At 69.2% G+C, this 15,578-nt stretch carries 19 protein-coding genes; 7 read left to right on the top strand and 12 right to left on the bottom strand.

Annotated elements, in window-relative coordinates; all coding sequences use genetic code 11:
- Both rpsL and PKD06_RS14705 read right to left on the bottom strand, forming a co-directional pair.
- On the bottom strand, positions 1-325 hold a 325-nt coding region (gene rpsL / locus PKD06_RS14710), incomplete at its 3' end, for a 30S ribosomal protein S12 (RefSeq protein WP_324381340.1).
- A gap of 358 nt (positions 326-683) precedes the next feature.
- Entirely contained in the window at positions 684-1,652 is a 969-nt protein-coding gene (locus tag PKD06_RS14705) for an AEC family transporter (RefSeq protein ID WP_324381338.1), read from the bottom strand.
- Positions 1,653-1,861: 209 nt separating this feature from the next.
- On the opposite strand from PKD06_RS14705, the gene PKD06_RS14700 reads away from it, so the two are divergent.
- Both PKD06_RS14700 and hspQ read left to right on the top strand, forming a co-directional pair.
- On the top strand, positions 1,862-2,887 hold the full coding sequence (locus PKD06_RS14700; protein WP_324381336.1) for a CoA ester lyase: 1,026 nt from the start codon (positions 1,862-1,864) through the stop codon (positions 2,885-2,887).
- A 57-nt stretch (positions 2,888-2,944) separates the two neighbouring features.
- Positions 2,945-3,265: a heat shock protein HspQ gene (gene hspQ, locus PKD06_RS14695; RefSeq protein WP_324381334.1), complete on the top strand. Its 321-nt coding sequence runs from the start codon at positions 2,945-2,947 to the stop codon at positions 3,263-3,265.
- A 27-nt stretch (positions 3,266-3,292) separates the two neighbouring features.
- Here the strand turns inward: hspQ and PKD06_RS14690 are convergent, their stop codons facing one another.
- The 4 genes from PKD06_RS14690 to pyrF are packed head-to-tail and all read right to left on the bottom strand — an operon-like array spanning position 3,293 to position 7,088.
- Positions 3,293-4,579, bottom strand: a complete 1,287-nt coding sequence (locus PKD06_RS14690; protein WP_324381332.1) for an RsmB/NOP family class I SAM-dependent RNA methyltransferase — start codon at positions 4,577-4,579, stop codon at positions 3,293-3,295.
- Positions 4,580-4,603: 24 nt separating this feature from the next.
- Entirely contained in the window at positions 4,604-5,671 is a 1,068-nt protein-coding gene (locus PKD06_RS14685; RefSeq protein ID WP_324381330.1) for a quinone-dependent dihydroorotate dehydrogenase, read from the bottom strand.
- Positions 5,668-6,369: an orotate phosphoribosyltransferase gene (locus PKD06_RS14680; protein WP_324381328.1), complete on the bottom strand. Its 702-nt coding sequence runs from the start codon at positions 6,367-6,369 to the stop codon at positions 5,668-5,670. Before PKD06_RS14680 ends, PKD06_RS14685 begins: the two co-directional genes overlap by 4 nt.
- The gene (pyrF, locus tag PKD06_RS14675) at positions 6,366-7,088 is read right to left on the bottom strand and encodes an orotidine-5'-phosphate decarboxylase (protein WP_324381325.1); all 723 of its coding nucleotides are present in this window, start codon (positions 7,086-7,088) and stop codon (positions 6,366-6,368) included. The genes PKD06_RS14680 and pyrF overlap by 4 nt, the downstream gene beginning before the upstream one ends.
- 133 nt (positions 7,089-7,221) lie before the next feature.
- Between pyrF and PKD06_RS14670 the strand changes: the two genes are divergently transcribed.
- Positions 7,222-8,235: a patatin-like phospholipase family protein gene (locus PKD06_RS14670; protein WP_324381323.1), complete on the top strand. Its 1,014-nt coding sequence runs from the start codon at positions 7,222-7,224 to the stop codon at positions 8,233-8,235.
- A gap of 48 nt (positions 8,236-8,283) precedes the next feature.
- Here PKD06_RS14670 and ndk read toward each other — a convergent pair whose 3' ends face one another.
- Positions 8,284-8,706, bottom strand: a complete 423-nt coding sequence (gene ndk, locus PKD06_RS14665; RefSeq protein WP_324381321.1) for a nucleoside-diphosphate kinase — start codon at positions 8,704-8,706, stop codon at positions 8,284-8,286.
- 163 nt (positions 8,707-8,869) lie between these two features.
- Here ndk and PKD06_RS14660 point away from each other — a divergent pair, with 163 nt between their 5' ends.
- Positions 8,870-9,307: a DUF2147 domain-containing protein gene (locus tag PKD06_RS14660; protein WP_324381319.1), complete on the top strand. Its 438-nt coding sequence runs from the start codon at positions 8,870-8,872 to the stop codon at positions 9,305-9,307.
- A 12-nt stretch (positions 9,308-9,319) separates the two neighbouring features.
- Here PKD06_RS14660 and PKD06_RS14655 read toward each other — a convergent pair whose 3' ends face one another.
- Positions 9,320-10,030 carry a glutathione S-transferase N-terminal domain-containing protein gene (locus tag PKD06_RS14655; protein ID WP_324381318.1) on the bottom strand — a complete coding sequence of 237 codons (711 nt, stop codon included), beginning with the start codon at positions 10,028-10,030 and terminating at the stop codon, positions 9,320-9,322.
- Positions 10,031-10,189: 159 nt separating this feature from the next.
- Between PKD06_RS14655 and PKD06_RS14650 the strand changes: the two genes are divergently transcribed.
- Positions 10,190-10,894: a DUF4345 domain-containing protein gene (locus PKD06_RS14650; protein ID WP_324381316.1), complete on the top strand. Its 705-nt coding sequence runs from the start codon at positions 10,190-10,192 to the stop codon at positions 10,892-10,894.
- Between the two features lie 808 nt (positions 10,895-11,702).
- Positions 11,703-12,179, top strand: a complete 477-nt coding sequence (locus PKD06_RS14645; protein ID WP_324381314.1) for a hypothetical protein — start codon at positions 11,703-11,705, stop codon at positions 12,177-12,179.
- Between the two features lie 13 nt (positions 12,180-12,192).
- Here PKD06_RS14645 and gatB read toward each other — a convergent pair whose 3' ends face one another.
- Entirely contained in the window at positions 12,193-13,665 is a 1,473-nt protein-coding gene (gene gatB, locus PKD06_RS14640; RefSeq protein WP_324381312.1) for an Asp-tRNA(Asn)/Glu-tRNA(Gln) amidotransferase subunit GatB, read from the bottom strand.
- A gap of 167 nt (positions 13,666-13,832) precedes the next feature.
- On the opposite strand from gatB, the gene PKD06_RS14635 reads away from it, so the two are divergent.
- On the top strand, positions 13,833-14,102 hold the full coding sequence (locus PKD06_RS14635; protein ID WP_324381310.1) for a hypothetical protein: 270 nt from the start codon (positions 13,833-13,835) through the stop codon (positions 14,100-14,102).
- Here PKD06_RS14635 and PKD06_RS14630 read toward each other — a convergent pair.
- The 3 genes from PKD06_RS14630 to PKD06_RS14620 form a co-directional block, all read right to left on the bottom strand.
- Positions 14,090-14,392 carry a hypothetical protein gene (locus PKD06_RS14630; RefSeq protein ID WP_324381309.1) on the bottom strand — a complete coding sequence of 101 codons (303 nt, stop codon included), beginning with the start codon at positions 14,390-14,392 and terminating at the stop codon, positions 14,090-14,092. The two genes, PKD06_RS14635 and PKD06_RS14630, sit on opposite strands and share 13 nt — an antisense overlap.
- On the bottom strand, positions 14,389-14,697 hold the full coding sequence (locus PKD06_RS14625) for a chorismate mutase (RefSeq protein WP_324381307.1): 309 nt from the start codon (positions 14,695-14,697) through the stop codon (positions 14,389-14,391). Before PKD06_RS14625 ends, PKD06_RS14630 begins: the two co-directional genes overlap by 4 nt.
- Positions 14,697-15,578: amidase family protein (locus PKD06_RS14620; RefSeq protein ID WP_324381305.1), on the bottom strand; the 882-nt coding region annotated here is incomplete at its 5' end. The genes PKD06_RS14625 and PKD06_RS14620, both read right to left, overlap by 1 nt.

Raw genomic sequence — 15,578 nt, 5'->3', positions numbered from 1 at the left:
TCTTGACGCCCTGGGTGTCGAGCACGCCGCGCAGGATGTGGTAGCGCACGCCCGGCAGGTCCTTCACGCGGCCGCCGCGGATCATGACGACCGAGTGCTCCTGGAGGTTGTGCCCCTCGCCCGGGATGTAGCCGATGACCTCGAACCCGTTGGTCAGGCGCACCTTGGCGACCTTTCGCAGCGCCGAGTTCGGCTTCTTCGGCGTCGTCGTGTAGACGCGCGTGCAGACGCCGCGCTTCTGCGGACAAGCCTGAAGCGCCGGAACCTTGTTGCGGCTCGCCGGCACCGTGCGCGGCTTGCGGATCAACTGACTGATCGTCGGCATAGAGCCCTCGTGACCGACCGCCGAAGCGGCACTTGACCTTCCTCGGCGCCCCGCCGAACCGGCGTCGCGCCAAACGAAAAACCGCGCCACAGGCCCGAAAGCCTCTGCCGCGAGGAAAAGCGCAGAGGACCACCCGAAGGCGGTCTTGCCATCCAAAGCCCGAAAAATGGGCGATACCGGTTAGGGACGGCAGCGTTTAGGTCCGATGCATCGAGCTAAAGGAAGCTCGACCCCGCGGGACGTACGGCCTGCCGTGGATTGGCGCGCTTCTATGCCGCCGACTCGGGTTCCGTCAACCCCGGATCAAGGGATCGGGGGGCGAAATCGCCGCCCCGGCCCGCGCCGCGCGAACGGCGCGTTACCGGAACAGGATCACCGGCACCGTTCCCGTGCGGAAGAGCCAGAGCAGCCCGATCAGCGTCGCCATCGACAGGACGGTCCCGACGAGGACGCAGGCCGAGGCGCGCTCGACCCCGACCCGATACTGGGCCGAGAGGACGAAGATGTTCAGGGCCGGAGGCAGAGCAGCCATCACGACGGCCGCCTGGACCCAAACCGGGTCGGGATCGCCGAAGAGCGACAGGAGAATCCACACGGCGAGCGGATGCGCCAGGAGCTTGATGAGGACGAGCGCCATCACATCCGCTCCGATCCTCCCCACCGGCTGGAGCGCCAGCACGACGCCGAGCACGAACAGGGCGGAGGGCGCGGCGGCGTTGGCGAGCCAGAGCGTCATCTTGTCGAGCACGTCCGGCGGCCGGAAGCGCAGGAGGCTCGCCAGCACGCCCGCCGCGGTGCCCAGCATGAAGGGATGAAAGACGACGCGCCCGAGCACCGCGAGAATCGCCTTCCCCGGCCCGCGCCGCTCCAGTCCCGCGAAAGACATCAGGGCGGGCACAATGGTGAACAGGAAGAGCGTGTCGAAGATCAGGATCAGCGCGACCGGGGCATTGGCGGCCGGGCCGAGGAAGGACAGGACGAGCGGCGGCCCCATATAGCCGATATTGGAATAAGCCCCCGCGACCCCGCCCAGGACGCCTTCTGGGAGCCGCCTCGTGGCCAGGAGCACGGTGGCGAGGCCCAGGACAAAGGCGAGGGCCGTGGCCGTCGTGGTGAGCATCGCGAAGCGCGCATTGGCGATCTCGGCGATGGGCTTGTCGGCCACGAGCCGGAAGAAGAGACAGGGCAGGGAGAGATAGACGAGGAAGAACCGCATCCAGGCGAGCCCCTCGACGGGCAGGGCGGCGATCTTCCCCGCCACGAAGCCGAGGCTGATCAGCCCGAAAAAGGGCGCCAGGAGCGAGAGGAGGCCGACGAGGTCCGACACGCGCCGCTTCTGCGACGGGGCCGCGGGAGAGGCAATCGCCTCTGCGGCCGCCCTGCCCTGCTCTGGAGCATGTCTCCGTTCGGGGCGTCTGGACCGGGCTCACCGTCATTCCGGCCACAGCGCAGCGAAGACCTTCGGGCGAGCCCGCGCCGCTCTTGCGCCCGGCGCCGCTTCATGTTGCATCGCGGTGCCAATCGAAGGTGCGCCCGATGAAACTTCCCCGCCGCTTCTTCCAGCCCCTCGCCATCGGCGCGCCCGCGCCCCTGCGCACCCTCCCCGTCCGGCTGGAGCGGATGATCCATTTCGTGCCGCCGCATGTCGAGAAGATGCGGAGCAAGGTGCCCGAGCTGGCAAAGCAGGTGGATGTCGTGCTCGGCAACCTGGAGGACGCGATCCCGATCGACGCCAAGCTCGATGCGCGCCGCGGCTTCATCGAGATGGCCAAGGCCACCGATTTCGGCAGCACCGGCCTGTGGATTCGCATGAACGCCCTCAACAGCCCCTGGGCGCTCGACGATCTCGTCGAGATTGTCGGCGCGGTCGGCGACAAGCTCGACGTCGTCATGGTGCCCAAGGTCGAGGGCTCCTGGGACATCCATTATGTCGACCAGCTCCTCGCCCAGCTCGAGGCCAAGGCGCATGCCCGCAAGCCCATCCTGATCCATGCCATCCTGGAGACGGCGGAAGGCGTGAAGAACGTCGAGGAGATCGCGCAGGCCTCCCCCCGCATGCACGGCATGAGCCTCGGCCCGGCCGATCTCGCGGCCTCCCGCGGCATGAAGACGACGCGGGTCGGCGGCGGCCATCCCGACTACAAGGTGCTCTCGGATGCGGGCTCGGGCCCGCGCGCGGCGGCCCAGCAGGACCTGTGGCACTACACGGTCGCCCGCATGGTCGATGCCTGCATGGCGAACGGGATCAAGGCTTTCTACGGTCCCTTCGGCGATTTCTCGGACGCGGAAGCCTGCGAGGCCCAGTTCCGCAACGCCTTCCTGATGGGCTGCGCGGGGGCCTGGACCCTGCATCCCACGCAGATCGCGATCGCGCGGCGCGTCTTCTCGCCCGACCCCGCCGAGGTTGCCTTCGCCCGCAAGATCATCGCCGCCATGCCCGACGGGGCCGGCGCGGTCATGATCGACGGCAAGATGCAGGACGACGCCACCTGGAAGCAGGCGAAGGTGCTGGTGGACCTCGCCGATCTCGTCGAGGCCAAGGACGGCGCCGCGGCATCGTAAGGTCTTTTCGCCCGGCGCATCCGGCTGTATCTTCCACGCATGTCCGGGAATGGAGAAATGCGTCTGGCCAAGTTCTCGCTCGGCCAGGTGGTCCGGCACCGGATCCACCCCTTCCGGGGCGTGATCTTCGACGTGGACCCGGTCTTCTCCAATTCCGAGGAATGGTGGCTCGCCATTCCCGCGGAAATGCGCCCGCGCAAGGACCAGCCCTTCTACCACCTCCTCGCCGAGAACCAGGACAGCGAATACATCGCCTATGTGTCGGAGCAGAACCTCCTGCCCGACGACAGCGGCCAGCCTCTGCGCCATCCGCAGATCGGCGAGATGTTCGAGCGGCAGTCGAACGGGGGCTATCGCAGGCGCTCGGGCGCCCACTGACATCCGAGAACCCGGCTCCGGCAGGCCTCAGCAGCGCAGCCGGGCGACGTAGAATCCGTCCGTTCCGGTCCGCGCGGGGGTCATCTGGATTCCATGGCGCGTCTGCCGGACCACGCCGGCAAAGGGCTCCGCCTCCGCGACCGGCTCGACCTGCGCCTCCGGGTGGCGTTCCAGGAAGGCCGCGACGGCGTCGTCGTTCTCCTCCGGCAGGACGGAACAGGTGATATAGGCGATCCGCCCTCCCCGCCTCGCGAGGCGCGCCGCGCGCTCCAGCACCTTGGCCTGCTCGGAGAGCCGCAGCGACAGGCTGCCCGGACGCAGGCGCCATTTCGCATCGGGGTTGCGCCGCCAGGTGCCGGTCCCCGTGCAGGGCGCGTCGACGACGACGAGATCGGCCGCCCCGTCGAGATCGGCGAGCGGATCGGCCTTGCCGCGCGGCGTGCGGATTTCGGCGAGCGCCCCCGCCCGTTGCAGGCGCGCATGGATAGGGGCGAGACGGCGCGGATCGGCATCGGTCGCGACGAGGCGCCCCGTATTCTTCATCATGGCGGCGAGGGCGAGGGTCTTGCCCCCTCCCCCCGCACATAGATCGACCACGGTCTCGCCGGGCCGCGCCCCGGTGAAGAGGGCGGCGAGTTGCGAGCCCTCGTCCTGGATCTCGACCTGCCCCTGGAGGAAGGCCGGATCGCTCTGGACCGAGGGACCCCTGCCGTCCGGCCCGGGCGGCACCCGCAGGCCCCAGGGCGAATAGGGCGTCGCTGCCGGGGACCAATGCGCGAGATCGGCGAGGACGGCCTCGCGCCCGGCCTTCAGCGTGTTCACGCGCAGATCGAGCGGCGCCCGCGCCGCGAGGGCGGCCATCTCGGCCCCAACCTCTTCTCCGAAAAGGCGGATGAGCGAGGGCGCGATCCAGGCTGGAAAGTCTCCCGCGACATCGAGCGGCGCCTCGCCGAGGGGCGGCGCCTCGCCGGGACCGGGGCGAGCCAGGGCCGCCCGCTCATCGCCGGCGAGCGGCTCGGGCGCGAAGCGCGAGCCGTCGCAGAGCAAGGAGATCTCGTCCGCCGCCATTCCGCGCGCGAGCCGCAGCGAGCCGAGGAGCACGGCGCGCGGCGCATCGCCCCCCATCAGCCAGGCCGAGGAGGCACGCCGGCGCAAGGCGTCGTAGACGAGACCTGCGATGGCGGCGCGGTCCGCGGAGCCGGCGAATCGGTGCGAGAGGCCCCAATCCTTCAGGGCGTCGGCAGCCGGGCGACGGCGCGTCTCGATGTCAGCGAGGACCTCGATCGCGGCCGACAGGCGGGCGGCGGCCTTCATCCCGGAAAGCCCGCGCGCCGCCGCTCAGCGATGATCCACCCCCACGGCCTCGGTAACCGAGGCGAAGACGTCGCGCCGCAGCAGGGCGGCGAGATCGCGCTTGATGCGGGCCGGCAGGCCCGGCCCACCATAGACAAGGCCCGAATAGAGTTGCACCAGCGAGGCGCCGGCCCGGATCTTGGCATAGGCATCCGCGCCCGAGGCGACGCCGCCGACGCCGATCAGCGGGATGCGCCCGTCGGTCAGCCGGTAGAGCGCGGCGAGTTTCGAGGTCGAGAGGTCGCGCAGCGGGCGGCCCGAGAGCCCTCCCGCCTCCCCTTTCCGGGGATCGCGCAGGGAAGGCGGACGCGAGATCGTCGTGTTGCCCATGATGAGGCCGTCGAGGCCGGTCGCCAGGGCGACCTCGGCCGCATCGGCGAGGCCGGCCTCGTCGAGATCGGGAGCGAGCTTGACGAGCAGGGGCGGCGGCGCCTCCGGCACTACGCGCGCGCGCGCCTCCTGGCAGGCGCGGATCAGCCGCTCCATCGACTGCCGCCCCTGGAGATCGCGCAAGCCCGGCGTGTTGGGCGAGGAGACGTTGATCACGAGATAATCGGCCAGCGGGGCCGTCGCCTCGATGCCGAGGACGAAATCGGCGACCTCGTCCGCCGTCTCCTTGTTCTTGCCGACATTGGCGCCGACGAGCACAGCCGAGCGGCGGCGCTGCGCGAAGCGGCTGCAATAGGCGGCGAGCCCCTCGCTGTTGAAGCCGTTGCGGTTGATGATCGCCTCGTCGGCCGGGAGGCGGAAGAGGCGCGGCTGCGGATTGCCCGGCTGGGGCCGCGGCGTCACCGTGCCGATCTCGACGAGCCCGAAGCCGAGCGCGACGCAGCCGCCGATCGCCTCGGCATGCTTGTCGAAGCCCGCCGCGAGGCCGATGGGGTTCGGAATGTCGCGCCCCCACAGGCGGCTCCGAAGAATCCGGTCATCCGCCGCAACGGATCCCCGGACAAATCCCGAGGCCAATGCCCGGATCGCGAGATGATGGGCCTGCTCGGGGTCGAGGCGGAAAAGCGCGGGGCGCGCGAGACGATAGAGGTGGTCGGGGATCAATCGGGAGCCTTCTCGATTCCGCCATTCGCCTTCGACCAGCCGGCGGGATCGTGCAGGAAGGATTCCACCTCCCGCAGGACGGGGGGCGCGAACTTGCCGCCCGCCTTGGCCGCCGCCAGCACGTCCCACCAGGTGGCGAGATGCGTCAGCTTGACCCCCATCTCGTCGAGGATGCCCTGGGATTCCTTGAAGATCGAATAGTAGAAGACGACGAAGATATGCTCGACATGGGCGCCCGCCTCCCGCAGCGCCTTGGCGAAGACGACCTTGCTGCGTCCGTCCGTCGTCAGGTCCTCGACCAGCAGCGTGCGCTGCCCCTCGACGACATGGCCCTCGATTTGTGCGTTCCGGCCGAAGCCCTTGGGCTTCTTGCGGATATATTGCATCGGCAGCATCAGCCGGTCCGCCATCCAGGCCGCGAAGGGGATGCCCGCCGTCTCGCCCCCCGCGACGACGTCGAATTGCTCGAATCCGGCATTGCGGAGCGTCATCGACGCCCCGAAATCGATCAGCGTCTGGCGTACGCGCGGGAAGGAAATGAGCCGGCGGCAATCGATATAGACCGGGCTCGCCCAGCCCGAGGTGAAGATGAAGGGCTCTTTGCCCTCGTAGAAGCGCACCGCCTCGACCTCGAACAGCATGCGCGCCGTCATCCCGGCAATGGTCTCGGGATCGGGAAAGCTGAGGCCCTGGGTCATGACGTCTTTGCGCTCCGCATCTCGGCCAGGATCGCCCGCGCCGCGGCGAGGGGATCGGCCGCGCCCGTGATCGGGCGGCCCATGACGAGGTAATCGGCGCCGTCGGCGACGGCCTCCGCCGGCAGCCGCACGCGCTTCTGGTCGCCGGGATCGGCACCGGCCGGGCGTGTTCCGGGCACGACCAGAAGACGCTCGCGGGACAGGAGGCGCCGCAGCGAGGCGACCTCCATCGGCGAGCAGACGAGGCCGTCGATCCCGGCCGCCTCGCCGTCCCGGGCGCGGGCGTCGACGAGATCGGCGACGCGGGCGGCATAGCCGGCCGCCCGCGCATCCGCGTCGTCCATGGAGGTGAGCACCGTGACGCCGAGAAGCTTCAGATTCGAGGCGCCGCGCCCGGCCAAAGCCGCGCGCATGGTCTGCGGATAGGCGTGGACGGTCAGGAAGGCCGCGCCGAATCCGGCGAGGGACCGCACCCCCTCCTCCACCGTGCGCGGGATGTCGTGCAGCTTGAGGTCGAGGAACACCTCGTGGCCGGCCCGGACGACCCGCTCGGCCAAGGCGAGGCCGCCCGTATAGGCGAGCTGATGCCCGATCTTGAAGACCGGCCGCAGGCTCGAAAGCCGCTCGGCCAGGGCTTCCGCCTCGCGAACGGTCGGCAGGTCGAGCGCGACGATGAGGCCGCCCGAGGGCGGCTCCGGGAATGCGGCAGCGTTCGGCATGAGCCCTCGCATCAATCGTCCCGAAGGCGAGGTCAAGCGCCAATCGCGCGATTTGTGCTCTGCGACACCCCTGCCGAGCCACTGCCGAAAAGAAGGGCTTGCGATTTCATGTTGCACCGCACAAATTGGGGCCATGATCACGAACATCTTCCGGAAACGCGGGGGCAAGCCCGCCGCTCCGAAGGCGCCGATCGGCCGTATTTCCCTCGCTCTTCAGGGCGGCGGGGCCTTCGGCGCATTCACCTGGGGCGTCCTCGACAGGCTTCTCGAGGAGCCCGATCTCGAATTCGACGCTGCCAGCGGCGCCAGCGCAGGCGCGCTGAACTCTGTGCTTCTCGCCGACGGCCTGCGCCTCGGCGGCCCCGAGGCGGCGCGGGAGAAGCTGGACGTGTTCTGGACGAAATTCGGACAGAGCGTCTCGCCCAGCCTCATGCCCTCGCAGGGAGCCGCCCGCGCGATCGACCTCTCGACGCGGCTGCTTTCGCCCTACCAGCTCAACCCGCTCAACCTGAACCCCCTGCGGGAACTGCTGAGCGAGACGGTCGATTTCGAGGCCCTGCAGAAGGACCCTTCCCTCAAGCTTCTCGTCTCGACGACCAAGGTCAGCGACGGCACGCTGCGGATTTTCCGTGAGGACGAGATCAGCCTCGACGCCGTCCTCGCCTCGGCCTGCCTTCCGCTGATCCATCAGGCGGTCGAGATCGAGGGGGAGAGCTACTGGGATGGCGGCTTTGCCGCCAATCCGCCGCTGCTGCCTCTCGTCGAGGCGAGCGACGTCGACCGGGTGCTCCTGATCCAGCTCATCCCCACGAGCGGCGACGATCACCCGACGACCTCGCCGAGCATCGTCAACCGGCTGAACCAGATCACCTTCAACAACGCGTTGCAGCGCGATCTGGAGACCATCGCGGCGCTGCAACGCCTCAGCGAGGAGGAGCGCGGCCGCACGGACGCGGCCCGCAAGCTCAAGGCCCTGACGATCGACCATGTCAGCGCCGAGGACTGGTATCCCGACCTCAACCACCAGAGCGCGCTCAACCTGAAGCGCTCGTTCCTGACGGGCCTGCGGGATGCGGGCCGGGAAGCGGCCGGGGCGTGGCTCGGCGAGGAAGCCGCGGCGGAAGAGCCCGCCAAGGCGGCGAGCTGACGGAAATCGAGAGGGCCGGGGCCGCGCGAGCCGTCCCGGCCCTTTCGCTCAGCCGACGATCTCGTTGCCCGAGAAGAACTGCTCGATCTCGATCTTCGCGTTGTCCGGCGAATCGGAGCCGTGGACGGTGTTCTCGCCCATGGATTCCGCGAAGAGCTTGCGAATCGTGCCCTCGGCCGCGTTGGCGGGGTTCGTCGCGCCCATCACCTCGCGATAGCCCGCGACGGCGTTCTCGCCTTCGAGCACCTGCACGACCACGGGGCCCGAGGTCATGAACTCAACGAGTTCGCCGAAGAAGGGACGTTCCTTGTGCACGGCATAGAAGGTCTCGGCCTCCTGGCGCGTCATGAGAACCCGCTTCTGCGCGACGATGCGAAGCCCCGCCTTCTCGATCACGGCGTTCACCTGGCCCGTGATGTTGCGCCGCGTCGCGTCGGGCTTGAGGATGGAGAAAGTCTGTTCGCGCGCCATGAGGCTCTGATCCTGTCGTCGTTGCGCCGGAGGGGAGAAGAAGGAGCGGTCCTATAGCGGCCGGCCCGCCCGCCCTCAAGCCGAGGGAGGAACGATTCGCAGCATCCCCTGCCTTGATTCCTACACGATCCGCCGCGAAGCTCGGGTTCGAAGGGAGATCGCCATGCGACGTCTCGCGACGGCCCTGGTCATCCCGGCGAGCCTCGCCGGCCCGGCCGCGATCGCGGCCGAGAGCCCGGCCGGCCTCTGGCTCACGGAAGAGCACAGCTCGAAGATCAGGATCGCCCCTTGCGGCAAGATGCTCTGCGCCACGATCGTCTGGGCCAGGAGCGCGGATGCCGACGACCAGAACCCCGACCCGGCCCTGCGCAAGCGGCCCGTGATCGGCCTCAGCCTGTCGCGGGACATCCGCCCGGACGGCAAGGGAGCCTGGCAGGGCTCCATGTACAACCCCGAGAACGGCAAGACCTACAAGACCACGCTCACGCCCAAGGGCCGCGCCCTGGAGGTGGGCGGCTGCGTCCTCGGCGGCCTGCTCTGCGGCTCCGAGACATGGGAGCGCACGGACATGGCGACCGGAAGCCTTCCGCCCCGGAACTGATCCGCCGCCGCCTCACCGCACCTCCTGGCGCTCGAACAGGATGGCCCGCACGGCGGGATCGCTCATGTCGACGAGCTTCTTGTCGGCGGCGTTGAGCGCGATGCCGCGCCGCACGGCGGGGCGGGCGGCGATCGCCTCCAGCCAGCGCCTGACATGGGGAAAGTCCGCGATGTCCTGCCCCTGCCGCCCCCACATCTTCGCCCAGGGGTAGGTCGCCATGTCGGCGATGGAATAGTCGCCCGCCAGGAACTCGCGATCGGCGAGGCGCCTGTCCAGGACGCCGTAGAGCCGGCTCGTCTCGCGGGTGAAGCGCTCGACCGCATAGGGAATCGGCTCGGGCGCATAGATGCGGAAATGATGGGTCTGCCCGGCAATGGGCCCGAGCCCCGCCATCTGCCAGAAGAGCCATTGCTCCACTTCGATCCGCGCGCGCTCCTCGCTCGGATAGAACAGGCCCGTCTTGCGGCCGAGATATTGGAGAATCGCCCCGGATTCGAAAATGGAGACCGGCTCCCCGCCCGGCCCCTGCGGATCGACGATGGCCGGCATCTTGTTGTTGGGAGAAATGGCGAGGAACTCGGCCTTGAACTGGTCGCCCTTGCCGATGTTCACGCTCCTGACCACGTAGGGCAGGCCGCATTCCTCGAGCATGATCGAGACCTTCCAGCCGTTCGGCGTGGGCCAGTAGTAGAGTTCGATCGGCTGCTGCGAGATGGCCGCCATGACGTGTTCTCTCCTTGCCTCCCTATGCAACGCGGCCGGCCGGCGAAGCGCAAGCCCCACCTGCCGGCTCCCGCGGCATCCGCGGGGAACGGCCGGCGTTGCGTCGCCCCGCATGTTCCTGCACGGTGCCCGCAACGCCCCCCCGAGAGGCAGAATCGTGTGAGCACGGCCGCCGCGATGTCCGATCCCCAGCCAGACAACGATCCCGTCGCGGAAGATCCGCGGGTGCTCCGCTCGCTCGAGCGGCAGCGGCGCCATCTCCAGATTGTCGTTGCGATCGTCGCGCTCGGTCCCGTCGTGGCCGGCCTCTACGGCGTCGTGTTCGGGGCAGCCCTCACGGGCGACCGCCTCGGGCTCTCGGGCGACAGCCATTACCGCTTTCTCTCCGGCCTGTATCTGGGCATCGGCCTGCTGTTCTGGTCCACCATCCCGAATATCGAGGCGGTGGGGCCGCGCTTCCGCCTCCTGTCCCTGCTCGTCGTCATCGGCGGCTTCTCCCGCCTCGCCGGCACGGGCGTGACCGACACGCCGCCTCTCCACGTGCTGGCGGCGCTGGCGGGCGAACTCGCCGTCGCCCCGATCCTCTGCTTCTGGCAATGGCGGATCGCACGCGGCTATCTCGTGCAGGAGGAGAAGCCGGCGCCGCGGCGGAAAGCTCCGCCGCCCGCACCCCCGCCTTCCCCCGAAACTCCCCCCGCCGAGGCGCGGCCGGCAGCCCCCGCGCATCGGCCGGGCCCGCTCGTCGCCCCCGACGATATTCCCGAGCCGGTCCCCGCCCCGCCGCCCCGCGCCGCAAGCGGGCCGGCGGAGCCCTCTCCCGAGCCGGCTCCTTCCCTGCCGCAGGCTCCCGGCCGGACGCCCTGACCTCCGGCCCCGGACCTCGGGATTTCGCATCCGCAATAAACAAGGGGCTTGACGATCAGGAGGAGGAGGAGCAAACTTCAAGTGTCGTTCAGGTGACGAACTCCGGTCACGAGCAGACGGAGCGTACGTCCAAGCAAACGGCAAGGAAAGGAGGGCCTTGGATGAGTCCACCTCAGAAGGAAGCTGCATAGATCTCCGTGAGATTGTTTCGGCTCACGGCCGAGCAGCGCAAAGCGAACACGAACGGAAGCGACTCTAGGGGCACGGAGCATGCGGTTGAGCACCGCTCCCAGCACGAACCGCCCCCACTGCAGTCGCTTCCGTTTTCGTTTTTGAGCCCTTCTCCTTTCCTCTCCCCGCGAGCGGCAGGGCTGTCGCATATGGCGGGTCGCAGCCGGGTTCTCCCTTCACACAAAAAACGTGATCGCGTTCGCATCGCGGTGTCCACCGCGCCAACCCTCCCCACCGCTTGCGGTGGGGAGGGCGGACTCGGCCGAAGGCCGAGCCGGGTGCTCGCGTCGACGCCCCCCACCCCGGTTCGCGTCTTCGGCGCGACTCGGCCCTCCCCACCACTTCGTTAGGGAGGGTTCACGCGCGCATTCCCTCTTCTCGGGTATCTTGGGCTGCTTCCGGCAGAAGGACCGACTGCGTTCCGCCTCTTCGCCGGACCATTGCCCCCGGATGGCGTCCGGCGGCGCTGGCCGGACCCCATCCCATTGCGGGCATATGCTGACATCGAAACCGTTAACCGGCCGCGTTCACCGATTGCACACGCGCTCCGTGCTCCATTCGTCCGGAGGACGAGGCGATGCCGGACAATCGATCCATTTCCTATCTGACGACGGAGGCGGGAAGGGGCGCGCGCCCTCCCGTTCCGATCTCGCTCGAAGATGTCGTCGCGGCCGCGCTCGCCCCGGAATGGCGGCGTCCCGCCCCCCTCGAGCCGGCCTTCACGCATGCGGACGGCACGCGGCTGCTGGTCGGGCATTTCGCCGCGAGGACGAGCCGGTTCACACGCAAGCCAAGCGGCGCCCAATGGCTCGTGGCCCGGCGCGACGAGGAGGCCCGTCCGGGCGGCGCGGAGATCCAGGTTCTCGGCCATCATCCGGTCTGGGCGAGCGGCGATCGCGACCCCTCGCGCTGGCGCTTCTACGTCATCGCCGCGAAGATGCTTCCCCCGCAGGGGGCGCTGTCCCTCCCCGCCGCCGCCTTCCTCGCGCAGCCGGTCGCGCCGTCCGGCCTCCTCGACGCGGCAAACCGCCTCCGCCGCCCCCTCCGGCCGTGACGGGCGGGACCGGCTACTCGATGCCGAGCTTCTGCTTCACGAGAGCGTTGACGGCGGCCGGCGCGGCCTTGCCGCCCGTCGCCTTCATGACCTGACCGACGAACCAGCCGGCCAGGGTCGGCTTGGCCTTGGCCTGCGCGGCCTTGTCGGGATTGGCAGCGATGACCTCCTCGACCGCCTTCTCGATCGCGCCCGTATCGGTCACCTGCTTCATGCCGCGCTCTTCCACGAGCTTGCGCGGATCGCCGCCCTCGGCCCAGACGATCTCGAAAAGGTCCTTGGCGATCTTGCCGGAAATCACCTTCTCGCCGATCAGGTCGACAATCGCGCCGAGCTGCGCGGCCGAGACGGGGCTCTCCCCGATCGCCCTGCCCTCCTTGTTGAGGCGCCCGAACAGCTCGTTGATGACCCAGTTCGCCGTCGCCTTGCCGTCGCGGCCGCGGGCGACCTCCTCGAAGAAATCGGCCGTCTCGCGCTCGGCCGTCAGGACGCCGGCGTCGTAGGGCGGCAGGCCGTATGTCGCGATGAAGCGCGCCTTCTTCGCGTCCGGCAGCTCCGGCAGCTCGGCGGCGAGGGCGTCCACATAAACCTGGTCGAATTCCAGCGGCAGGAGGTCGGGATCGGGGAAATAGCGGTAGTCGTGCGCCTCCTCCTTCGAGCGCATCGAGCGCGTTTCGCCCCGGCCCGGATCGAAGAGGCGCGTTTCCTGGGAGATCGTGCCGCCGTCCTCGAGGATCGCGATCTGGCGCCGCGCCTCGTATTCGATGGCCTGGCCGATGAAGCGGATCGAGTTGACGTTCTTGATCTCGCAGCGCGTGCCGAAGGGCTCGCCGGGGCGGCGCACCGAGACGTTGACGTCGGCGCGCAGGTTCCCCTTCTCCATGTCGCCGTCGCAGGTGCCGAGATAGCGCAGGATGGTGCGCAGCTTCGTCACATAGGCTTTCGCCTCCTCGGAGGAGCGCAGGTCGGGCTTCGAGACGATCTCCATCAGCGCGACGCCGGAGCGGTTGAGGTCCACGAAGCTGTCGGTCGGGGAGAGGTCGTGGATGGACTTGCCGGCATCCTGCTCGAGATGCAGCCGCTCGATCCCGACGCGGATCGTCTCGCCTTCCGAGACGTCCACCGTAACCTCGCCCTCGCCCACGATCGGGCTCTTGTACTGGCTGATCTGGTAGCCCTGCGGCAGGTCGGGATAGAAATAGTTCTTGCGGTCGAAGACCGAGCGCAGGTTGATCGCGGCCTTGAGGCCGAGGCCGGTGCGCACCGCCTGGGCCACGCATTCGGCATTGATGACGGGCAACATGCCGGGCATCGCCGCATCGACCAGCGAGACATGATCGTTCGGCGCGCCGCCGAAGGCGGTCGAGGCGCCGGAGAAGAGCTTGGCGCGGCTCGTCACCTGGGCATGGATCTCGAGGCCGATGATCACCTCCCAGTCGCCCAGGGCGCCGGAGATCAGCTTCTTCGGGTTGACGGGCGCGTTCATGCCGGCCGGGTCCTGTCCTGTCTCGCCGCTGACGGGGCGGGAGCGCCATGCGTGCTTCCGCTCGTCCGCACGCTGTAGGGAGTGGAGGCCCCGCGGGTCAACAGCCGGCCCATGCAACCATCGGGAGGGGTGCGGCGTTATGTGCACGGAAGAAGAGGGAGAGCCCGATGGCCGTCATCCCGCTGCCGCAGAGACCCGGCCGCGCTCCCGCAATCGCGGTGCGCAGCATCGACCATTTCGGGCGCCCGACGCATAGGCGCGAGGCGGATCGGGCCAGCCTCTTCGGCCTTCTCGCCGGCATGGCGATCGTCACGACCAGCGTCCTCGGCCTCCTGTTCTACGACAGGGTCCACCCGATCGGCTCGGGCGCGGCTCCGCCTGCGGCGCTCGTCATCGCGGTCGAGCCGATGCAGCTCCCGGCCGATCAGCCGCGATAGGCGTCGAAGAGACGCCGCGCGCCGAAAGCGAGCGCCGCCCACAGGCAGGCGGCGACGCTGCGCACCGGCAGGAGTGTCGGCGCATTGCGCGAGACCGGCGCCATCCACGGAATCCCGATCCCCGTGATCAGCCAATCGGCGAGAAGCGTCACGCCGAGCGCGGCGATGGCGGCGATGAAGATCTTGCCCGCCTGGTCCGCCTTCCAGCCGAGATAGACCGCGACCACGATGAGGATCGGGTCGAAGGCGGCGAGGATCCAGGTGGAGAAGGGGACGGAAGGAGGGGTCACCGCCCCTCGCCTTTCCCGGCGCCGAGCCGCTCGTCCTCGTAGGCGATGATCCAGTCCATCATCGCGCGCCAGACCGTCTCGACGAGATCGGGCGGGACGCCGTCCCGTCCGGCCTCCCCGCGAACCCGCGCGACCACGTCCTCCACGCGGTCCGGCAGGAGCGCGGGGATTCCGTGTCCGCTCTTGATGGCGATCACGCGCTCGACGATCTCCATGCGCCGCGCGAGAAGCGCGACGATCTCGGCATCGCAGATGTCGATCTCGGCCCGCAGGGGGGCGAGCGGCCCGGCCGTCTCCTCCGCCATCACGTCCACCAGGGCTGCGGGAGGTCCACGGGGCCGGCCGCCTCCTCGATCACCCGCGCTCCGGCGAACAGCGTCTCCTCGTCGAAGGGCCGCCCGATGAGCTGGAGCCCGAGCGGCAGCCCCCGCGAATCGAGGCCGGCCGGAACGGCGATTCCGGGCAGCCCCGCCATGTTCACCGTCACCGTGAAGACGTCGTTGAGATACATCTCGACCGGATCGGCCGAGCCCTTCTCGCCGATGCCGAAGGCGCCGGAGGGCGTCGCGGGCGTCAGGACGGCGTCGATTCCGGCGGCGAAGCACTCCTCGAAATCGCGCTTGATCAGCGTGCGGATGCGCTGCGCGCGGACGTAATAGGCGTCGTAATAGCCGGCGGACAGCACATAGGTGCCGATCATGATCCGGCGCTTGACCTCGCGGCCGAAGCCCTCGGCGCGGGTCTTCTCGTACATCTCGACGATGTCGCGTCCCGGCATGCGCATGCCGTAGCGCACGCCATCGTAGCGGGCGAGGTTGGAGGACGCCTCCGCCGGGGCGACGATGTAATAGGCCGCCAGGGCATGGCGCGTATGAGGCAGCGACACCTCGACGATCGTGGCGCCGGCCTGCCGCAGCCAGTCGCGCCCCTTGTCCCAGAGCGCCTGGATCTCGGCGGGCATGCCCTCGATCCGGTATTCCTTCGGAATGCCGATCCTCAGCCCCTTCACCCCGCGTTCCAGCGCGGCCTCGTAATCGGGCACCGGCAGGTCGGCCGAGGTCGTGTCCTTCGGGTCATGCCCCGCCATCGAACGCAGCAGCACGGCGCAATCGCCGACATTGCGCGCGATGGGGCCGGCCTGGTCGAGCGAGGAGGCGAAGGCGACGATGCCCCAGCGCGAGCAGCG

It is taken from the genome of Enterovirga sp. (assembly GCF_035325185.1).
In the GTDB taxonomy this organism is placed as follows: Bacteria; Pseudomonadota; Alphaproteobacteria; order Rhizobiales; family Beijerinckiaceae; genus Enterovirga.
This window is presented reverse-complemented; position numbering and strand designations above follow the sequence as displayed.